Here is a 15,452-nt window from a genome sequence, read left to right as displayed (position 1 = left end):
GGATATATGATGGATAAGATAAAATCATATACGGAATTAAAGCTATTCCATGAAGAATGTAAAAAGCTTTTGAGTTTAAGAACCTCCGATGAAAACAATATTGAAAAGCACAAAAGTGAACATGAAATTGATATATTGGTGTGTGGAGGAACTGGTTGCAAATCTGCAAGAGCAGATGAAATAATTAAAAATATTAAGGAAGAGGTTGAAAAAAACAATCTTTCTAATAAGGTAAATGTAGAAATGACTGGGTGCTTTGGATTTTGTGAAAAAGGACCTATAGTTAAGTTTATGCCAGACAATACATTTTACGTTCATGTAACACCAGAGGACGCAGAGGAATTAGTCAGAGAACATATCATAAATGGTAATGTTGTAGAAAGATTATTATATGAAGAGCCAACTTTAAAACAAAAAGTTAAAAGACAAGATGAAATGAGTTTTTATAAAAAGCAAAAAAGAATAGCACTAAGAAATTGTGGAGTAATAAATCCAGAAAATATCAATGAATATATAGCTGCAAAAGGTTATTTAGCACTAGGTAAAGTACTCACAGAGATGACTCCTGAGGATGTAATTAAGGAAATCACTGATTCTGGACTAAGAGGAAGAGGTGGTGGAGGTTTCCCTACAGGAAAGAAGTGGAGTTTTGCAAGGGCATCTAAGGACGAAATAAAATATATAATTTGTAATGCAGATGAAGGGGATCCAGGTGCTTTTATGGATAGATCTATATTAGAAGGAGACCCCAATAACATAATTGAAGCTATGGCTATAGCTGGTTATGCAATAGGTGCTTGCAAGGGTTTTATCTATATTAGAGCTGAATATCCATTAGCGGTTCATAGACTTATGATAGCAATAAAGCAGGCAAAGGAGCTTGGATTAATAGGAGAAAATATACTAGGTAGTGATTTTAGTTTTGATATAGATATAAGATATGGAGCAGGAGCTTTTGTTTGTGGAGAAGAAACTGCATTGATGCATTCAATAGAAGGGTCAAGGGGAGAACCTACTACTAAACCACCTTTCCCAGCTGAAAAAGGACTCTTTGAGAAGCCTACTTCAGTTAATAATGTTGAAACATTTGCTAATGTTCCTGCAATTATTAACAATGGAGCTGCTTGGTTTAGTTCAATAGGAACTAATACATCAAAAGGAACTAAAGTTTTTGCTTTAGCAGGAAAAATCAATAATGTAGGGCTTGTGGAAGTTCCAATGGGAATAACCCTAGAAGAAATTATTTACGAAATAGGGGGAGGAATAAAGAATAATAAGGAATTTAAAGCAGTTCAAACAGGAGGGCCATCAGGAGGGTGTATTCCATCTGTTTTATTAAATCTGCCTATAGATTATGAATCATTAAATGCAATAGGCTCTATGATGGGATCTGGTGGAATGATAGTAATGGATGAAGATAATTGTATGGTTGACATTGCTAAATTCTATCTAGAATTTATTGTTGATGAATCCTGTGGAAAATGTACTCCTTGCAGAGTAGGAAATAAAAGACTTTTAGAGATGTTAAATAAAATAGTAGAAGGAAAAGGAACTAAAGATGATTTGAAAAAGCTTAAAGATCTTTCAAAAATAATAAAAGATACTTCTCTTTGTGGGCTTGGGCAAACTGCACCAAATCCAGTATTGAGTACTATGACATATTTTATGGATGAGTATGATGCTCATGTTAATGATAAGAGATGTCCTGCAGGAAAATGTAAAAAGCTAGTTAGATACAAGATAACAGATAAATGTATAGGATGTACAAAATGCAGTAGATTATGTCCTGTTAAGTGTATATCAGGAAAATTGAAGGAAGTACATTTCATAGATGAAGATAAATGTATTAAATGTGGAACTTGTTTTGAAGGGTGTCCAGTAAAAGCCATTGACTTGGTTTAGAGGGAGATGAGAGATATGGAATTAGTTCAATTAACTATAAACGGAAAAGTTGTTGAGGTACAACCGGGAGCTACTATTTTAGAAGCTGCAAGAAAATTAAATATTGAAATACCAACACTTTGCCATTTGAGGCTTCAAGATGGAGAACATGTAAGTTGTACTTCATCCTGTAGAGTTTGTGTTGTAGAGGTTGATGGAAGGAAAAACTTAGCCGCAGCATGTTCTACACCAGTGTCACCTTATATGTCTGTTAAAACTAATACTCAAAAGGTGGCAAATGCAAGAAAAACTATAGTTGAGTTACTATTATCAGATCACCCTCAAGACTGCTTAAAGTGTCAAAAGAACTTGAAATGTGAACTTCAGAAAATAGCCTCTGATTTAAATATAAGAGATATTAGATATGAAGGAGAAATGAATAGAGTTCCAACGGATTACTCCTCAGTTGCTATAACAAGAGACGTTGATAAATGTATATTATGTAGACGATGTGTGAGTGTATGCAACAATATTCAAACAGTGAATGTATTAAGTCCTGTTTCAAGAGGCTTTGACACAATTATGTCCACTGCCTTCTTAGAACCATTAGCAGATACAAATTGCACTAATTGTGGTCAGTGTGTTGCTGTATGTCCAACTGGCGCATTAAGAGAGGCAAACGATGAAGACAGAGTATGGGATGCTCTAGATGATGAAGATAAGTATGTAATAGTTCAAACTGCACCAGCTATTAGAACTTCATTAGGAGAGCAATTTGGATTTAAGCCAGGAACAAATGTAACTGGTAAAATGGTATCAGCACTTAAAGCTTTAGGATTTAAAAAAGTATATGATACCGATTTTGCTGCAGATTTAACTATTATGGAAGAGGCTACTGAGTTAATTAATAGAATAAAAGAAAACAAAAACTTACCACTTTTAACTAGTTGCTGCCCAGGTTGGATTAAGTTCCTAGAGCATAATTATGGAGAATTTTTAAACTTACCATCAAGTTGTAAATCTCCTCAACAGATGTTCGGAGCAATTGCAAAGAGTTATTTAGCTGAGAAAATAGGTGTTGATCCTAAAAATATGATAGTAGTATCTGTTATGCCTTGTACAGCTAAAAAGTTTGAGGCCAGCAGAGAAGAATTAGAAGTTAATGGAATAAGAGATGTAGATATAGTAATAACTACTAGAGAGTTGAGCAGCATGATAAAGAGTGCTGGATTAGATTTGAAAGAATTTGAAGATGAAGACTTTGATAATCCATTAGGTGAATCAAGTGGTGCTGGAGTTATTTTTGGTAATACTGGTGGAGTAATGGAGGCGGCATTAAGAACTGCACATGAATGGGTAACAGGAGAAACTTTAGAAAATATAGAGTTTAAAGCTGTTAGAGGATTTGTGGGTATAAAGAGCGCCAAAGTTAAAATTGGGGATTTAGAATTAAAGGTAGCAGTAGCAAGTAGTTTAGGAAATGCAAGAAAGCTTATGGAATCAATCAAAGATGGAACCAATGAATACTCAATGATCGAAGTTATGGCGTGTCCGTTTGGTTGTATTGATGGAGGGGGTCAGCCTTTCATAAGGGGAAATAGAGATATCTTAAGGAAGAGAGCTGAGGTTCTATATAGTGAAGACTTGGACAAAAAAATAAGAAAATCTCATGAGAACCCAATGATAAAGAAAGTATATAAGAGCTATTTGATCAAACCTAATAGTGAAAAGGCCCACGAAATATTGCACACACATTATATTAGTAGATAAATAAATTTTAATAGAAAATTCTCTGAATTTAATATCAGAGAATTTTCTTTTTTTGAAGAAAAAAGAGAGGCCTACATATAAGTAGAACCTCTATAAAATGTATGTGATAATTAAAAAGTATGGAAATTGCACCTAGGGTGCTACAGATAGTATAAGGTAATTACATTAAGAATGTATTATAAGTATATTAAGAAATGATTAACAACATTGATATTGGGCTACAACATACCTTGATAAAAAGGAAAGAATAAATTTATAAATGATTTAATTAGACAAAAAATCGTATAAAATATTAAATTTAATTAAAACTTATCGAATAATGTGAAAAATATAAATCTTTTTGTTATAATATATGGAGAGTGAAATTTTTGGGGGGTAAAGAATGGCAAAGAAAATAGTAGCATTAAGTATTAGTTTAATTCTAGGAGTAGCTATAATCCCTGTAAATTATGTACATGCTGAGACTGTTAACTCATTGCAGCAACAAAAAGATGCAATAACAAATGATAAAAATAAAGCATCTCAGGATTTAGAAGGTGTTAAGGATCAAATTGATGCGAAAAATTCTGAATTGAGTCAAACTGAACAAAGTGTAAACTCGTATCAAGGTAAAATAGATGACTTACAATCACAAATCAATTCTATTCAAGGTAACTTAACTAAAGTTCAGAAGGATATTGATGCTAAAAAACAAGATATAGAGAAAAAGACAAAAGAAAAGGAAGAAAAAGAAAAGCTTTTGGCTAGCAGACTTAGGAATATGTACAAAAGTAATTATGAGGGTGAATTATTTTTAGTTTTACTACAAAGTCGAAATGTTGGAGACTTTATTTCAAAATTCATGGCTGTAAGCAAGATAATAGAAACAGATAAAAATACTATTGAAGAAGTGGACAAGGCTAAGAAAGCTCTTTCATCAGAGCAGGCTGATTTAGAGGAAAAACAATCTGTTTTAGATGATCAAAAAAAACAGGTACTTACAAAGCAGCAAGAGGTTGTTGATGCTCAAAAGGTATATGTAGATGAAAAGAATAAGTTAGAAGCAGACAAAAGTTCATTACAAAATTTAAAGGATCAAAAACAAAAGATGTATAATGAACTAGCATCAAGGGAACAGGATATTCAAAAGCAATTAGATAATGCAATTGCAAATTTAAATAAAGGGAATACTGGAAATGTGGGTTCAAGCAACTCACAAGGGTTTGTTAGACCTACTTCTGGACCTGTTACATGTCCATTTGGACCAAGAATACATCCTGTAACTGGAAAACCAAGTAATCATACGGGGGTTGACTTAGGGGCATCATTAGGAACTCCTATAGTAGCAGCAAAGGATGGTACAGTTGTTGCAGCAGAGACGAATTCTATTTATGGGAATATGGTAGTAATAAATCATGGAAATAGCCAACAAACCATGTATGGACATACAAGAAATTACATAGTATCTGTAGGGCAACAAGTAAAACAAGGACAAGTTATAGCATATGTGGGAAGTACTGGACTTAGTTCAGGACCTCATCTTCATTTTGAAATTAGAATAAATGGCGTACCTGTTAATCCAGCAAACTATTTGAGTTTATAATAATAAACCCCAAAATGGACAAACATTTTGGGGGTTATTTATAAAAAAATATAAGATTATTTAAAACTTTAAAATGTTATAAATTCTTTAAATGAGTAAAAAAATATTCCTGTACAAACTAATGCACAGGAAAGCTAAGTTCATTTAAGAAAGGGAATAAATGAACTGTGTGGGGTTTAATAAATTCTAATGTAAATCATTAGATTGGTGTGGGTTATTAAACAATTGTAGATATGTATCTTTAGGGTTAGTATAATATCCATTAACAAGTGTTTAATTATAATTACAATTTTAATTATACTAACTTTTTCATTAAAATCAACAATTTCAATAAAAAAATATGAATTTATATGAAATTAGGGTAAAATATTTAAAGAAAGGTAATGAATTTAAAGTATAAAGTTAAAAAAAATTTGAAATTTCAGGAGGAAATATGATAAATATTGAAAGAAAATCTCTGCTTAAGGATACTCCAGATTATGAAGAGATGACTGAAAATGTTGTGAATCTAACGTTAGAAGAAATGAAGGAACTTGGACTATCTGCTTCTTGTGGTTGTTCTTCAGGTGGTTGTTGCAAAAGTAAAAAGAGATAGATTACAATATAGATAGATAGGGATGATAAATTGTAAATTATCATTTCCAAATTAATTCAAACTTAGGAATCTTTGATATTAATATCAAGAGAATTTAATTAATATAATGCAAAAATCATATTACATCTCATGGTGTAACTCTTAGTTGAAACGTCTAAGAGTTGAAGTGGTATGTAAATTCTTTAATGCAATATATATAAATAGAAAAATATTTAGTATTTCTATATCTATAAGGTATAATATACATGTTAGGAGTAACAGCTAGGAGGGAATAACTTTGGGAAAGCCAAGTATTTTTAGTAGAGAATATGAAAGAAAAATGAAGAGAAGAAGAAATACAATTATCTTTTCAATAATTATAATATTATTAGTGTCAGTAGGTGTTATTTTTAACACTAAGGCAATTAAATTTTTATCCTACGCAAAAAATAGCATAACTTCAATATTTGCTAAAGATAAGAATAAAGAAGCAGATAAGAATTCTACTAAGGAAGATACAACAAAGCAGGAAAGTAATTCAGCTGAAACAAATCAGCCGACTACTACTAATAAAGAAGAAGCTGTTCAAGAAAAATCAATGGATATTAAACTTTCAAATGGAGAAGTATTAAAAGCTATATATGAGGGGGATGGAAGCAATAGAGTATATAAATTTGTTTCAGGTTCATCAAATGCCGGAAATGCTGAAATTAACCCATCATCAAAGTTGATACTTGTTATGGATAATCTAACACAAGACATTAAAACTTATAATACAGATGGTAAAGAAACTGTAATAACAAAGCCAGAATATGTAACTAGTAAAGGTGAGTCATTTCCAAAAGATAAAATGTTATCAACCTACAGTGGATATGTATGGTGCAAAGATGCTAGATTTATAGATGATTCACATATTGCATACTTGAGTCAACTTCCCTATTTCGGGACTGGCGAATTGGATACTTACGTTTGGATAATTGATTTAGGGACTGGAGAGCATAAAGCTGTTTGGAATCTAAAAGGCAAAAATGTTTCTCTTGGCAATTTAAAAGATGGTGGAATCCAAGTAGCTATTGATAATAATACATCACTGTTAATGCCAGATGGAAATGTAACACCACAATAGTAAATAAGAAATAATATAGTAAAAAATGATTAAATATTTAATTTTAGAAAGTTTTTCTAAAATATTTGATAATTTTAAAGTATCTATGATATAATAACCTAGTTAAAATAACTATTTTCTAAAGGCGAGAAAATCAGGAGGAAAAGTAATGGAAGTTAAAATGGAAAAAATAGAAACTAATGTTGTTGAGCTTGAAATAAGAGTTGAGGCTGCTAAGTTCAACGAAGCTTTAAATAAAGCGTTTAAAAAGAATCAAAAGAAATTCAATGTACCTGGATTCAGAAAAGGAAAGGTACCAATGCAAATAGTAAAAAAATACTATGGAGTAGAAGCATTACTTGAAGATGCAATAAATATTGCTATGGATGAATCATATCCAGAAGCATTAAAAAATAATGAAATATCACCAGTTGATTTTCCAGAAATAAATGTTGTTGAAGTTGGTGAAGGAAAAGATTTAGTTTATACTGCAAAAGTAACTGTATATCCAGAAGTTGAACTTGGAGAATACAAAGGTGTAGAAGTAGAGAAAGTTTCTTACCCAGTATTAGAAGAAGAAGTTGATAAGAGATTAGTTTCTATGCAAGAAAAGAATGCAAGAGTAGAAACTAAAGCAGAAGGAACTGTTGAAAAAGGAAATATAGCAGTTATTGACTTTAAAGGATACATAGACGGAGTTGCTTTTGAAGGTGGAGAAGGAAAAGACTATTCATTAGAAATAGGTTCAGGAACATTCATTGGAGATTTCGAAGATCAATTAGTAGGCTTAGCAGCTGGAGAAAGCAAGGATATTAATGTTTCATTCCCAGAAAACTACGGAAAAGAAGATTTAAATGGAAAGCCTGCAAAATTCGAAGTAACTGTTAAAGAAATTAAAGTAAAAGAATTACCAGAATTAGATGATGAATTTGCAAAAGAAGTTTCAGAATTCGATACAATTGCTGAAGTTAAAGATGATGTTAGAAAGAACATAACAGAAGCAAATGCTGAAAGAGAAAAGAAAGAATTCGAAGAAGCTGTAATTAATAAAGTGGTTGATAATGCTAAAGTAGAAATTCCAGAAGCAATGATTACTAAGGAATTAGAATCTATGATTAAAGATTTAGAACAAAGATTACAATATCAAGGATTAACTTTAGAACAATACTATCAATTCACAGGTAATACTGAAGAATCAATGAAAGACTATATGAAAGAAACAGCAACTAAGAAAGTTAAAACTGATTTAGTATTAGAAGCAGTGTCAAAGAAAGAAGCTATAGACGCTACTGAAGAAGAATTAAAAGAGAAAGCAATGGAAGTTGCTAAAATGTATTCAGCTGGAGATGCTGAAAAAATGGCAGACTTAATTTTAAAATCTCAAGTTTCAGCTTTAAAACATGATACAGTAATTGAGAAAACTGTTAAATTATTAGTTGAAAATGTTAAAGTAAAATAATAAAATAATAGTAAGATGAAATTGCCAGAAGTTTTTTTCTGGCAATTATTTTCACATAACTAATTAACAAATGAGGAAAAGTTATATATAATTTAATTATATATATATAAATATAATTACTTTTCTTAAAAATTGGATATATTAATAAAAGGTGATTGAACAAAGAAAGAGAGGGATTAAAATGAGTTTAGTGCCATATGTTATTGAACAAACAAGTAGAGGAGAAAGAAGTTACGATATATTCTCTAGATTATTAAAAGATAGAATAATAATGCTTAGTGGTGAGGTTAATGATACTACATCTAATTTAATAGTATCACAACTACTATTCTTAGAAAGTGAAGATCCTGATAAAGATATTTATTTATATATAAATAGTCCAGGAGGATCAATTACAGCTGGAATGGCTATTTATGATACTATGCAGTACATTAAACCAGATGTAAGTACTATTTGTATAGGAATGGCAGCATCAATGGGTGCATTCTTACTATCTTCAGGAGCAAAAGGAAAGAGATTTGCTCTACCAAACAGTGAGATAATGATTCACCAACCTTTAGGAGGATTCCAAGGGCAAGCAACTGATATAGATATTCATGCAAAAAGAATCTTAAAGATAAAAGATACTTTAAATGAAATACTAAGCGAGAACACTGGTAAGTCTTTAGATAAAATCAAACAAGATGTGGAAAGAGACTACTTTATGACTGCTCCAGAAGCTTGTGATTATGGTTTAATCGATAAGGTAATTAGAAAAAATGAAGTAGTTAAAGATAAATAATTTAACTGCCGCAGTGAGGTGTATTGGATGGCAAAATTTGAAGACAAGAAGCAATTAAAATGTTCTTTTTGTGGTAAAAATCAAGAACAGGTAAAAAGGCTAATAGCAGGACCTGGAGTATATATATGTGATGAATGTATAGAACTATGTTCTGAAATTATTGCAGATGAATTTGACGAACCAGTTCCGTTTACTGCTACTGAATTACCAAAGCCAGTAGAGATTAAAAACCATCTAGATCAATATGTAATTGGTCAAGATAGTGCAAAAAAATCTCTTTCAGTTGCAGTATATAATCATTATAAAAGAATAAACGCTAAGGATAAGGATAGTGATGTAGAACTTCAGAAGAGTAATATTCTTCTTTTAGGACCAACAGGTTCAGGTAAAACATTATTAGCTCAAACTCTTGCTAAATTTTTAAATGTGCCATTTGCAATTGCAGATGCAACTACATTAACTGAAGCTGGTTATGTAGGTGAAGATGTTGAAAATATACTTCTAAAGCTAATTCAAAATGCTGACTATGATATTGAAAGAGCTGAAAAAGGAATTATATACATCGATGAAATAGATAAAATTGCAAGAAAGTCTGAGAATCCTTCTATAACTAGAGATGTATCTGGTGAAGGAGTTCAGCAAGCTTTATTAAAAATTCTTGAAGGCACTACGGCTTCTGTTCCACCACAAGGGGGTAGAAAGCATCCGCATCAAGAGTTTATACAAATTAATACCTCTAATATCTTATTTATATGTGGAGGAGCATTTGATGGAATTGATAAACTTATAGAGAAAAGAACAAGAAGAAGCTCTATAGGATTTGGAGCTGAAATTTCATCAAAATCTGATAAAGATGTAGGTAAGCTACTTAAGGATGTTATGCCAGGGGATTTATTGAAGTTTGGATTAATTCCAGAATTCGTTGGAAGACTTCCTATAGTTGTAACACTTGAGTCATTAGATGAAAAGGCATTAATAAGTATATTAAGTGAGCCAAAGAATGCTTTGGTTAAACAATATAGAAAGCTTTTTGAATATGATGATGTTGAATTAGAGTTTGAAGAAGAAGCACTTAAAGCAATTGCACAAGAAGCTATTAAAAGAAGTACTGGTGCTAGAGGGTTAAGAGCTATCATTGAAGATACAATGACAAATATAATGTACGATATTCCATCGCGAGAGGATATCGCAAAAGTTGTTATTACAAAGGAGTCAATCGCTGATAAAAAAGATCCAATTGTTATCTTAGGTGATGAGTCTGAAAAGAAAGAAGCAAAAGCTAAGAGAGTTAAGAAAAGTAAGGATATAGAAACTGCTTAATATAATCTTTAAAATTTCATGAGTCAAGTAGATAATCTTTTATGAGATTTCTGCTTGGCTCATTTTTTGTTGCTAAAATTAACAATAAATATGAAAATAATATGGAATAATAAACCATAATGAAGGAGATAATAACAATATTAAGAAGGGAGGGTAATTTATGTCAGCAATTACTGTTATGGTTATTTTGCAGGTAGTATTAATACTAATGCTTTTCATGTATATGATAGCAAATACAAAGACCAGTCAAACAAATAGGGTTGTTGTGGATAGAGAAAACAAAAAAGAGATGGAAAAGTTGGATAAGATGAGAAGTATTCAGTTAACTGAACCATTAACTGAGAAAAGCAGACCAACCAATTTTGATGAAATTATAGGGCAGGAGAAAGGAATTTTAGCACTAAAGGCAGCACTCTGTGGCCCTAATCCACAACATGTAATAATTTATGGACCACCTGGAGTAGGTAAGACTGCTGCAGCGAGACTAGTATTAGAAGAAGCTATTAAAATGGGGAAAACTCCATTTAATAAAGAAGCAAAATTTATAGAAGTTGATGCAACTACAATAAGGTTTGATGAAAGAGGAATAGCAGATCCGTTAATTGGTTCTGTACATGACCCAATATACCAAGGTGCAGGTTCGCTAGGTGTTGCAGGTATACCTCAACCTAAACCAGGAGCAGTAACAAAGGCTCATGGAGGAATTTTATTCTTAGACGAAATTGGCGAATTACATCCAATTGAATTAAATAAGTTATTAAAAGTACTAGAGGATAGAAAAGTATTTTTAGACTCATCATATTATAGTTCTGAAGATCCAAACATGCCTGTTTATATTAAAGAGGTTTTTGATAAAGGATTACCGGCAGATTTTAGATTGATAGGTGCAACTACAAGAAGCCCAGAAGAGATAGTTCCAGCTATTAGGTCAAGATGCGTAGAAATATTCTTTAGAGCATTAGATGAGGATGAAATTAAAATAATAGCTAAGAATTCTGTTAATAAAGTAAATTTACATATTAGTGAAGAGGGACTAGATTTAATTGCAAAATATTGTACAAATGGTAGAGAAGTAGTAAATATTATTCAGTTATGTTCAGGATTAGCCATAAATGAAGATAGAGATGAAATCTTAGTTGAAGATATAAACTGGGTAATAGAGAATGGCCAATATAATGCAAGACCAGATAAGAAGATAGGAGATAGACCAGAAATTGGAGTAGTAAATGGATTAGCTGTTTATGGTGCTAATCTAGGAACTATTTTAGAAATAGAGGCAACAGCCAGAAAGACAACAAAGAATAATGGTAAAATTAAAATAACTGGAATAGTAGAGGAAGAGGAAATAAGTAGTAACAATAAGAAAATAAAGCGAAAGAGTACAGCATATTGTTCAGTACAAAATGTTTTAAGTATACTAGATAATATTTTCGCAATTGATTCATCTATGTATAATATACATGTTAATTTCCCTGGAGGTACAATAGTGGATGGTCCTTCAGCTGGAGTGAGTATAGCAACAGCAGTATATAGTGCAATAAAAAGCATTCCAATAGATAACAAAGTTGCTATGACTGGGGAAGTATCATTAACAGGTAAAATTAAGGCAATTGGGGGAGTCATTGCAAAAATTAATGCTGGCAAGAAATCAGGTGCTAAAACTATTGTAATACCTAAGGAAAATTATAATGAGAGTTTCAAAAAAATAGAGGGGATACAGGTTGTTCCAGTTGAGACAATTGACGAGGTATTAAAGGTAGCACTTACAGGAGATAAAATGAATGGAATTGATGATAAAACATCAGTAGAAGTCTTATATGCAGAAGGAGAAAATAAGTTCTGATTTTTAATTATTGGTGTAAATAGAGAGGATAACGAAGTACAGTTTATCATTTCTATTTACATCCTTTTACTTTTGAGGATAATATCAGGGAAGAAGTGTTAAAATTATTGAAAAGTACCTACTTTATGTGTATAATTATTTAACTAGAGTAGATTAATCTTAAAGGAGGAAATATATAATGGGCGAGAATGTGAAGCTTCTTCCTCTAATTCCCTTAAGGGGAATAACAATTTTCCCAAACATGGTTATTCATTTTGATGTTGGTAGAGAAAAATCAATTGCAGCTTTAGAGGAGGCAATGTTAAAAGAGCAAGAAATATTCCTAGTTTCACAAAAAGATGCAAAAGTTGAGGAACCAGGTGAAAATGATATATATGAAGTTGGTACTATATGTATAGTAAAACAATTACTTAAATTACCAGGTGATGTAGTTAGAGTTTTAGTTGAGGGAATAGAAAGAGGAAAGATATTAAAATACTTAGAAAAAGAAGAATTTTTACAAGGTGAAATACTAAGTATTGAAGATGATTATGACAAGTATAAGGATGATCCAGAATTTATTGCAGCATTAAGAAGCTTAAGAGATGAATTTGGAGAATTTTTAGATATATCTAACAATAAATCTTCTGATGAGGTTCTTGACTTTGAAGAAGATGATGAACCAGGTAGATTTGCAGATATAGTTGCTTCTTATTTATTGTTAAAACAAAAGGTTAGACAAGAAATCCTTGAAGCGATAGATTTGAAAGAAAGAATTGAAAAATTACTAATAGTCATAAAAAATGAAATTGAAGTATTAAAGCTAGAAAAGAAAATAGGATTCAAAGTTAAAAAGAAAATAGATAAATTACAAAAAGAATACTATTTAAGAGAACAACTGAAAATCATCCAAGAAGAACTAGGCGAGGATGAAGAAGAAAAAAGGGAAATAAATAAATATGAAGAGTTAATTAAAAAAGCTAAGTTACCTAAAGAGGTTAAGGAAAAAGCAAGTTATGAGTTAACAAGGCTTAAAAATTCCTCAAGTTATTCTCAAGAAGGAAATGTTATTAAGACATATTTGGATTGGGTATTAGGATTACCTTGGAATAAGTTTACTAAAGATAATTTGGATTTAGTTAAGGCTAAGGATATTCTGGATGAAGACCATTATGGACTTAAAGATGTAAAAGAAAGAATAATTGAATATTTAGCAGTTAAAAAAATGAGTCAAAGTTTAAAAGGGCCTATACTATGTTTAGTTGGACCACCAGGAGTAGGAAAGTCCTCAATTGCAAAATCGGTTGCGAGAGCCTTAAATAGAAATTTTGTTAGAATATCTCTTGGAGGCATTAGAGATGAAGCTGAAATTAGAGGACATAGAAAAACTTATGTAGGTGCAATTCCAGGAAGAATAGTTTATGGTATGAAAAATGCTAAATCTAATAATCCATTATTCTTATTAGATGAAATAGATAAGTTAAATAGTGACTTTAAGGGTGATCCTTCTGATGCTTTATTAGAGGTACTAGATTCAGCACAAAATTCAAGTTTTAGAGATAATTACTTAGAGCTTGATATGGATTTATCTAAAGTAATGTTTATAACTACTGCAAACTCTTTAGAAACAATTCCAAGACCTTTATTAGATAGAATGGAAGTAATAGAAGTATCAGGATATACTTACGAAGAAAAGTTTAATATAGCAAAAAAATATTTAATTCCAAGAGTATTAGTAGAGCATAATGTTAAAAAAGATTCTATTAAAATTAGTGATGGAACAATAGAAGATATAATTGAGTACTATACTAGAGAATCTGGAGTTAGAAACCTAGAAAGAAGAATAAGTACGGTGATAAGAAGAGCTATAAGAGAGATGATGGAGAAAGATAAAAAGACTATATCCATTACTTCAAACAACCTTCAAAAGTACTTAGGAACTAAAATATATACATATGATAAAATAGAAAAAACTGATAGAGTTGGTGTAGTTACCGGTATGGCGTGGACTGCCTATGGTGGGGATACTCTTCCAGTAGAAGTCATGGTTATGAAAGGTTCAGGTAAACTTGAATTAACTGGACAGCTTGGAGATGTTATGAAGGAATCGGCTAAAGCAGCATATTCTTATGTTAGAGGAAATACAGCAAAGTATGGTATTAATGATGATTTCTACAAGAAATGTGATGTACATGTACATGTACCAGAAGGCGCTGTTCCAAAAGATGGACCATCAGCAGGGGTGACATTAATTACTGCACTAGTAAGTGCATTAGCAAATAAGAAAGTAAAACATAATGTAGCAATGACTGGGGAAATAACTTTAACAGGTAAGGTCTTAGCAATAGGTGGTTTAAAAGAAAAATCGCTTGCAGCATATAGAGCTGGAATAGATACTGTGATAGTTCCAAAACAAAATGAGAGAGATTTGGATAAAATCCCTAAGTCGGTAAAAAATAAGATTAAATTTATATTTGCATCTAGAATAGAAGAAGTTCTGGAAAATGCTTTAGTTGGAGTTGAATAATATGGATATAAAACAATCAGAATTTATAATCTCTGCAGTAAAAAGAGAGCAGTATCCTATAGATGGGAGAGTAGAGGTTGCTTTTGTTGGAAGATCAAATGTTGGAAAGTCATCAATTATTAATGCTTTGACTAATAGAAGAGGTTTGGCAAAGGTAAGTGGGACGCCGGGAAAGACAAGACTTATAAATTTCTTTTTAATAAATAAGGATTTTTATTTGGTGGATTTACCTGGGTATGGCTATGCCAAGGTTTCCAAAAAAGAACTAGCTAGTTGGGGAAAAACAATTGAAACTTACTTAATGCATAGGGAACCACTTAAGCGAGTTGTACTTTTAGTTGATTGTAGACATAAACCTACAAAAGATGATATAGATATGTTTAATTGGATTAAGCATTTTAACTATGACTATGTTATAGTTGCAACAAAAAGTGATAAGTTGTCTAATAATGACTTAAGAAAAAGTGAAAAAGTTATAAGAGATACTTTAGATTTAGGAAATACTAATAAATTATTTTTCTTCTCTTCTTTAAATAAAAAGAAGAGAGAAGAAGTAATAGATTTTATTTTCAAAGATGTAGTGGAAAAAGAAGAAGTAGAAGAAATATAATAAAAAAGGCTTGTAAGAGTT

The 15,452-nt window shown here is 31.3% G+C and carries 11 protein-coding genes; all 11 read left to right on the top strand.

Annotated elements, in window-relative coordinates:
* The first annotated feature begins 9 nt into the window (after positions 1 to 9).
* Positions 10 to 1,902: an NADH-quinone oxidoreductase subunit NuoF gene (locus JK634_RS11335; RefSeq protein ID WP_202767757.1), complete on the top strand. Its 1,893-nt coding sequence runs from the start codon at positions 10 to 12 to the stop codon at positions 1,900 to 1,902.
* A gap of 15 nt (positions 1,903 to 1,917) precedes the next feature.
* Positions 1,918 to 3,651 carry an NADH-dependent [FeFe] hydrogenase, group A6 gene (locus JK634_RS11330; RefSeq protein ID WP_202767756.1) on the top strand — a complete coding sequence of 578 codons (1,734 nt, stop codon included), beginning with the start codon at positions 1,918 to 1,920 and terminating at the stop codon, positions 3,649 to 3,651.
* Between the two features lie 382 nt (positions 3,652 to 4,033).
* The gene (locus tag JK634_RS11325; protein ID WP_202767755.1) at positions 4,034 to 5,233 is read left to right on the top strand and encodes a murein hydrolase activator EnvC family protein; all 1,200 of its coding nucleotides are present in this window, start codon (positions 4,034 to 4,036) and stop codon (positions 5,231 to 5,233) included.
* Between the two features lie 433 nt (positions 5,234 to 5,666).
* Positions 5,667 to 5,828, top strand: coding sequence for a hypothetical protein (locus tag JK634_RS11320; protein ID WP_202767754.1), 162 nt, complete (start codon positions 5,667 to 5,669; stop codon positions 5,826 to 5,828).
* Between the two features lie 277 nt (positions 5,829 to 6,105).
* The gene (locus tag JK634_RS11315; protein ID WP_202767753.1) at positions 6,106 to 6,933 is read left to right on the top strand and encodes a hypothetical protein; all 828 of its coding nucleotides are present in this window, start codon (positions 6,106 to 6,108) and stop codon (positions 6,931 to 6,933) included.
* 148 nt (positions 6,934 to 7,081) lie between these two features.
* Entirely contained in the window at positions 7,082 to 8,371 is a 1,290-nt protein-coding gene (gene tig / locus JK634_RS11310) for a trigger factor (RefSeq protein WP_202767752.1), read from the top strand.
* 181 nt (positions 8,372 to 8,552) lie between these two features.
* Positions 8,553 to 9,152, top strand: a complete 600-nt coding sequence (clpP, locus tag JK634_RS11305; protein ID WP_202767751.1) for an ATP-dependent Clp endopeptidase proteolytic subunit ClpP — start codon at positions 8,553 to 8,555, stop codon at positions 9,150 to 9,152.
* Positions 9,153 to 9,179: 27 nt separating this feature from the next.
* Positions 9,180 to 10,472, top strand: coding sequence for an ATP-dependent Clp protease ATP-binding subunit ClpX (gene clpX / locus JK634_RS11300; RefSeq protein ID WP_202767750.1), 1,293 nt, complete (start codon positions 9,180 to 9,182; stop codon positions 10,470 to 10,472).
* A 160-nt stretch (positions 10,473 to 10,632) separates the two neighbouring features.
* Positions 10,633 to 12,315 (top strand): ATP-dependent protease LonB, encoded by a 1,683-nt coding sequence (lonB, locus tag JK634_RS11295; protein ID WP_202767749.1) that lies wholly within the window; start codon positions 10,633 to 10,635, stop codon positions 12,313 to 12,315.
* Between the two features lie 178 nt (positions 12,316 to 12,493).
* Positions 12,494 to 14,821, top strand: a complete 2,328-nt coding sequence (gene lon / locus JK634_RS11290; protein WP_202767748.1) for an endopeptidase La — start codon at positions 12,494 to 12,496, stop codon at positions 14,819 to 14,821.
* 1 nt (position 14,822) lies between these two features.
* Positions 14,823 to 15,431 carry a ribosome biogenesis GTP-binding protein YihA/YsxC gene (gene yihA / locus JK634_RS11285; protein WP_202767747.1) on the top strand — a complete coding sequence of 203 codons (609 nt, stop codon included), beginning with the start codon at positions 14,823 to 14,825 and terminating at the stop codon, positions 15,429 to 15,431.
* Positions 15,432 to 15,452: the final 21 nt, after the last annotated feature.

It is taken from the genome of Clostridium paridis (genome assembly GCF_016765615.1).
GTDB classification, from domain to species: domain Bacteria; phylum Bacillota; class Clostridia; order Clostridiales; family Clostridiaceae; genus Clostridium_T; species Clostridium_T paridis.
This window is presented reverse-complemented; position numbering and strand designations above follow the sequence as displayed.

Coding starts and splice junctions, on each gene's coding strand:
- JK634_RS11335 (WP_202767757.1), top strand. CDS start 10: ATGGATAAGATAAAATCATATACGGAATTAAAGCTATTCCATGAAGAA.
- clpX (WP_202767750.1), top strand. CDS start 9,180: ATGGCAAAATTTGAAGACAAGAAGCAATTAAAATGTTCTTTTTGTGGT.
- JK634_RS11320 (WP_202767754.1), top strand. CDS start 5,667: ATGATAAATATTGAAAGAAAATCTCTGCTTAAGGATACTCCAGATTAT.
- clpP (WP_202767751.1), top strand. CDS start 8,553: ATGAGTTTAGTGCCATATGTTATTGAACAAACAAGTAGAGGAGAAAGA.
- JK634_RS11330 (WP_202767756.1), top strand. CDS start 1,918: ATGGAATTAGTTCAATTAACTATAAACGGAAAAGTTGTTGAGGTACAA.
- yihA (WP_202767747.1), top strand. CDS start 14,823: ATGGATATAAAACAATCAGAATTTATAATCTCTGCAGTAAAAAGAGAG.
- lonB (WP_202767749.1), top strand. CDS start 10,633: ATGTCAGCAATTACTGTTATGGTTATTTTGCAGGTAGTATTAATACTA.
- JK634_RS11325 (WP_202767755.1), top strand. CDS start 4,034: ATGGCAAAGAAAATAGTAGCATTAAGTATTAGTTTAATTCTAGGAGTA.
- tig (WP_202767752.1), top strand. CDS start 7,082: ATGGAAGTTAAAATGGAAAAAATAGAAACTAATGTTGTTGAGCTTGAA.
- lon (WP_202767748.1), top strand. CDS start 12,494: ATGGGCGAGAATGTGAAGCTTCTTCCTCTAATTCCCTTAAGGGGAATA.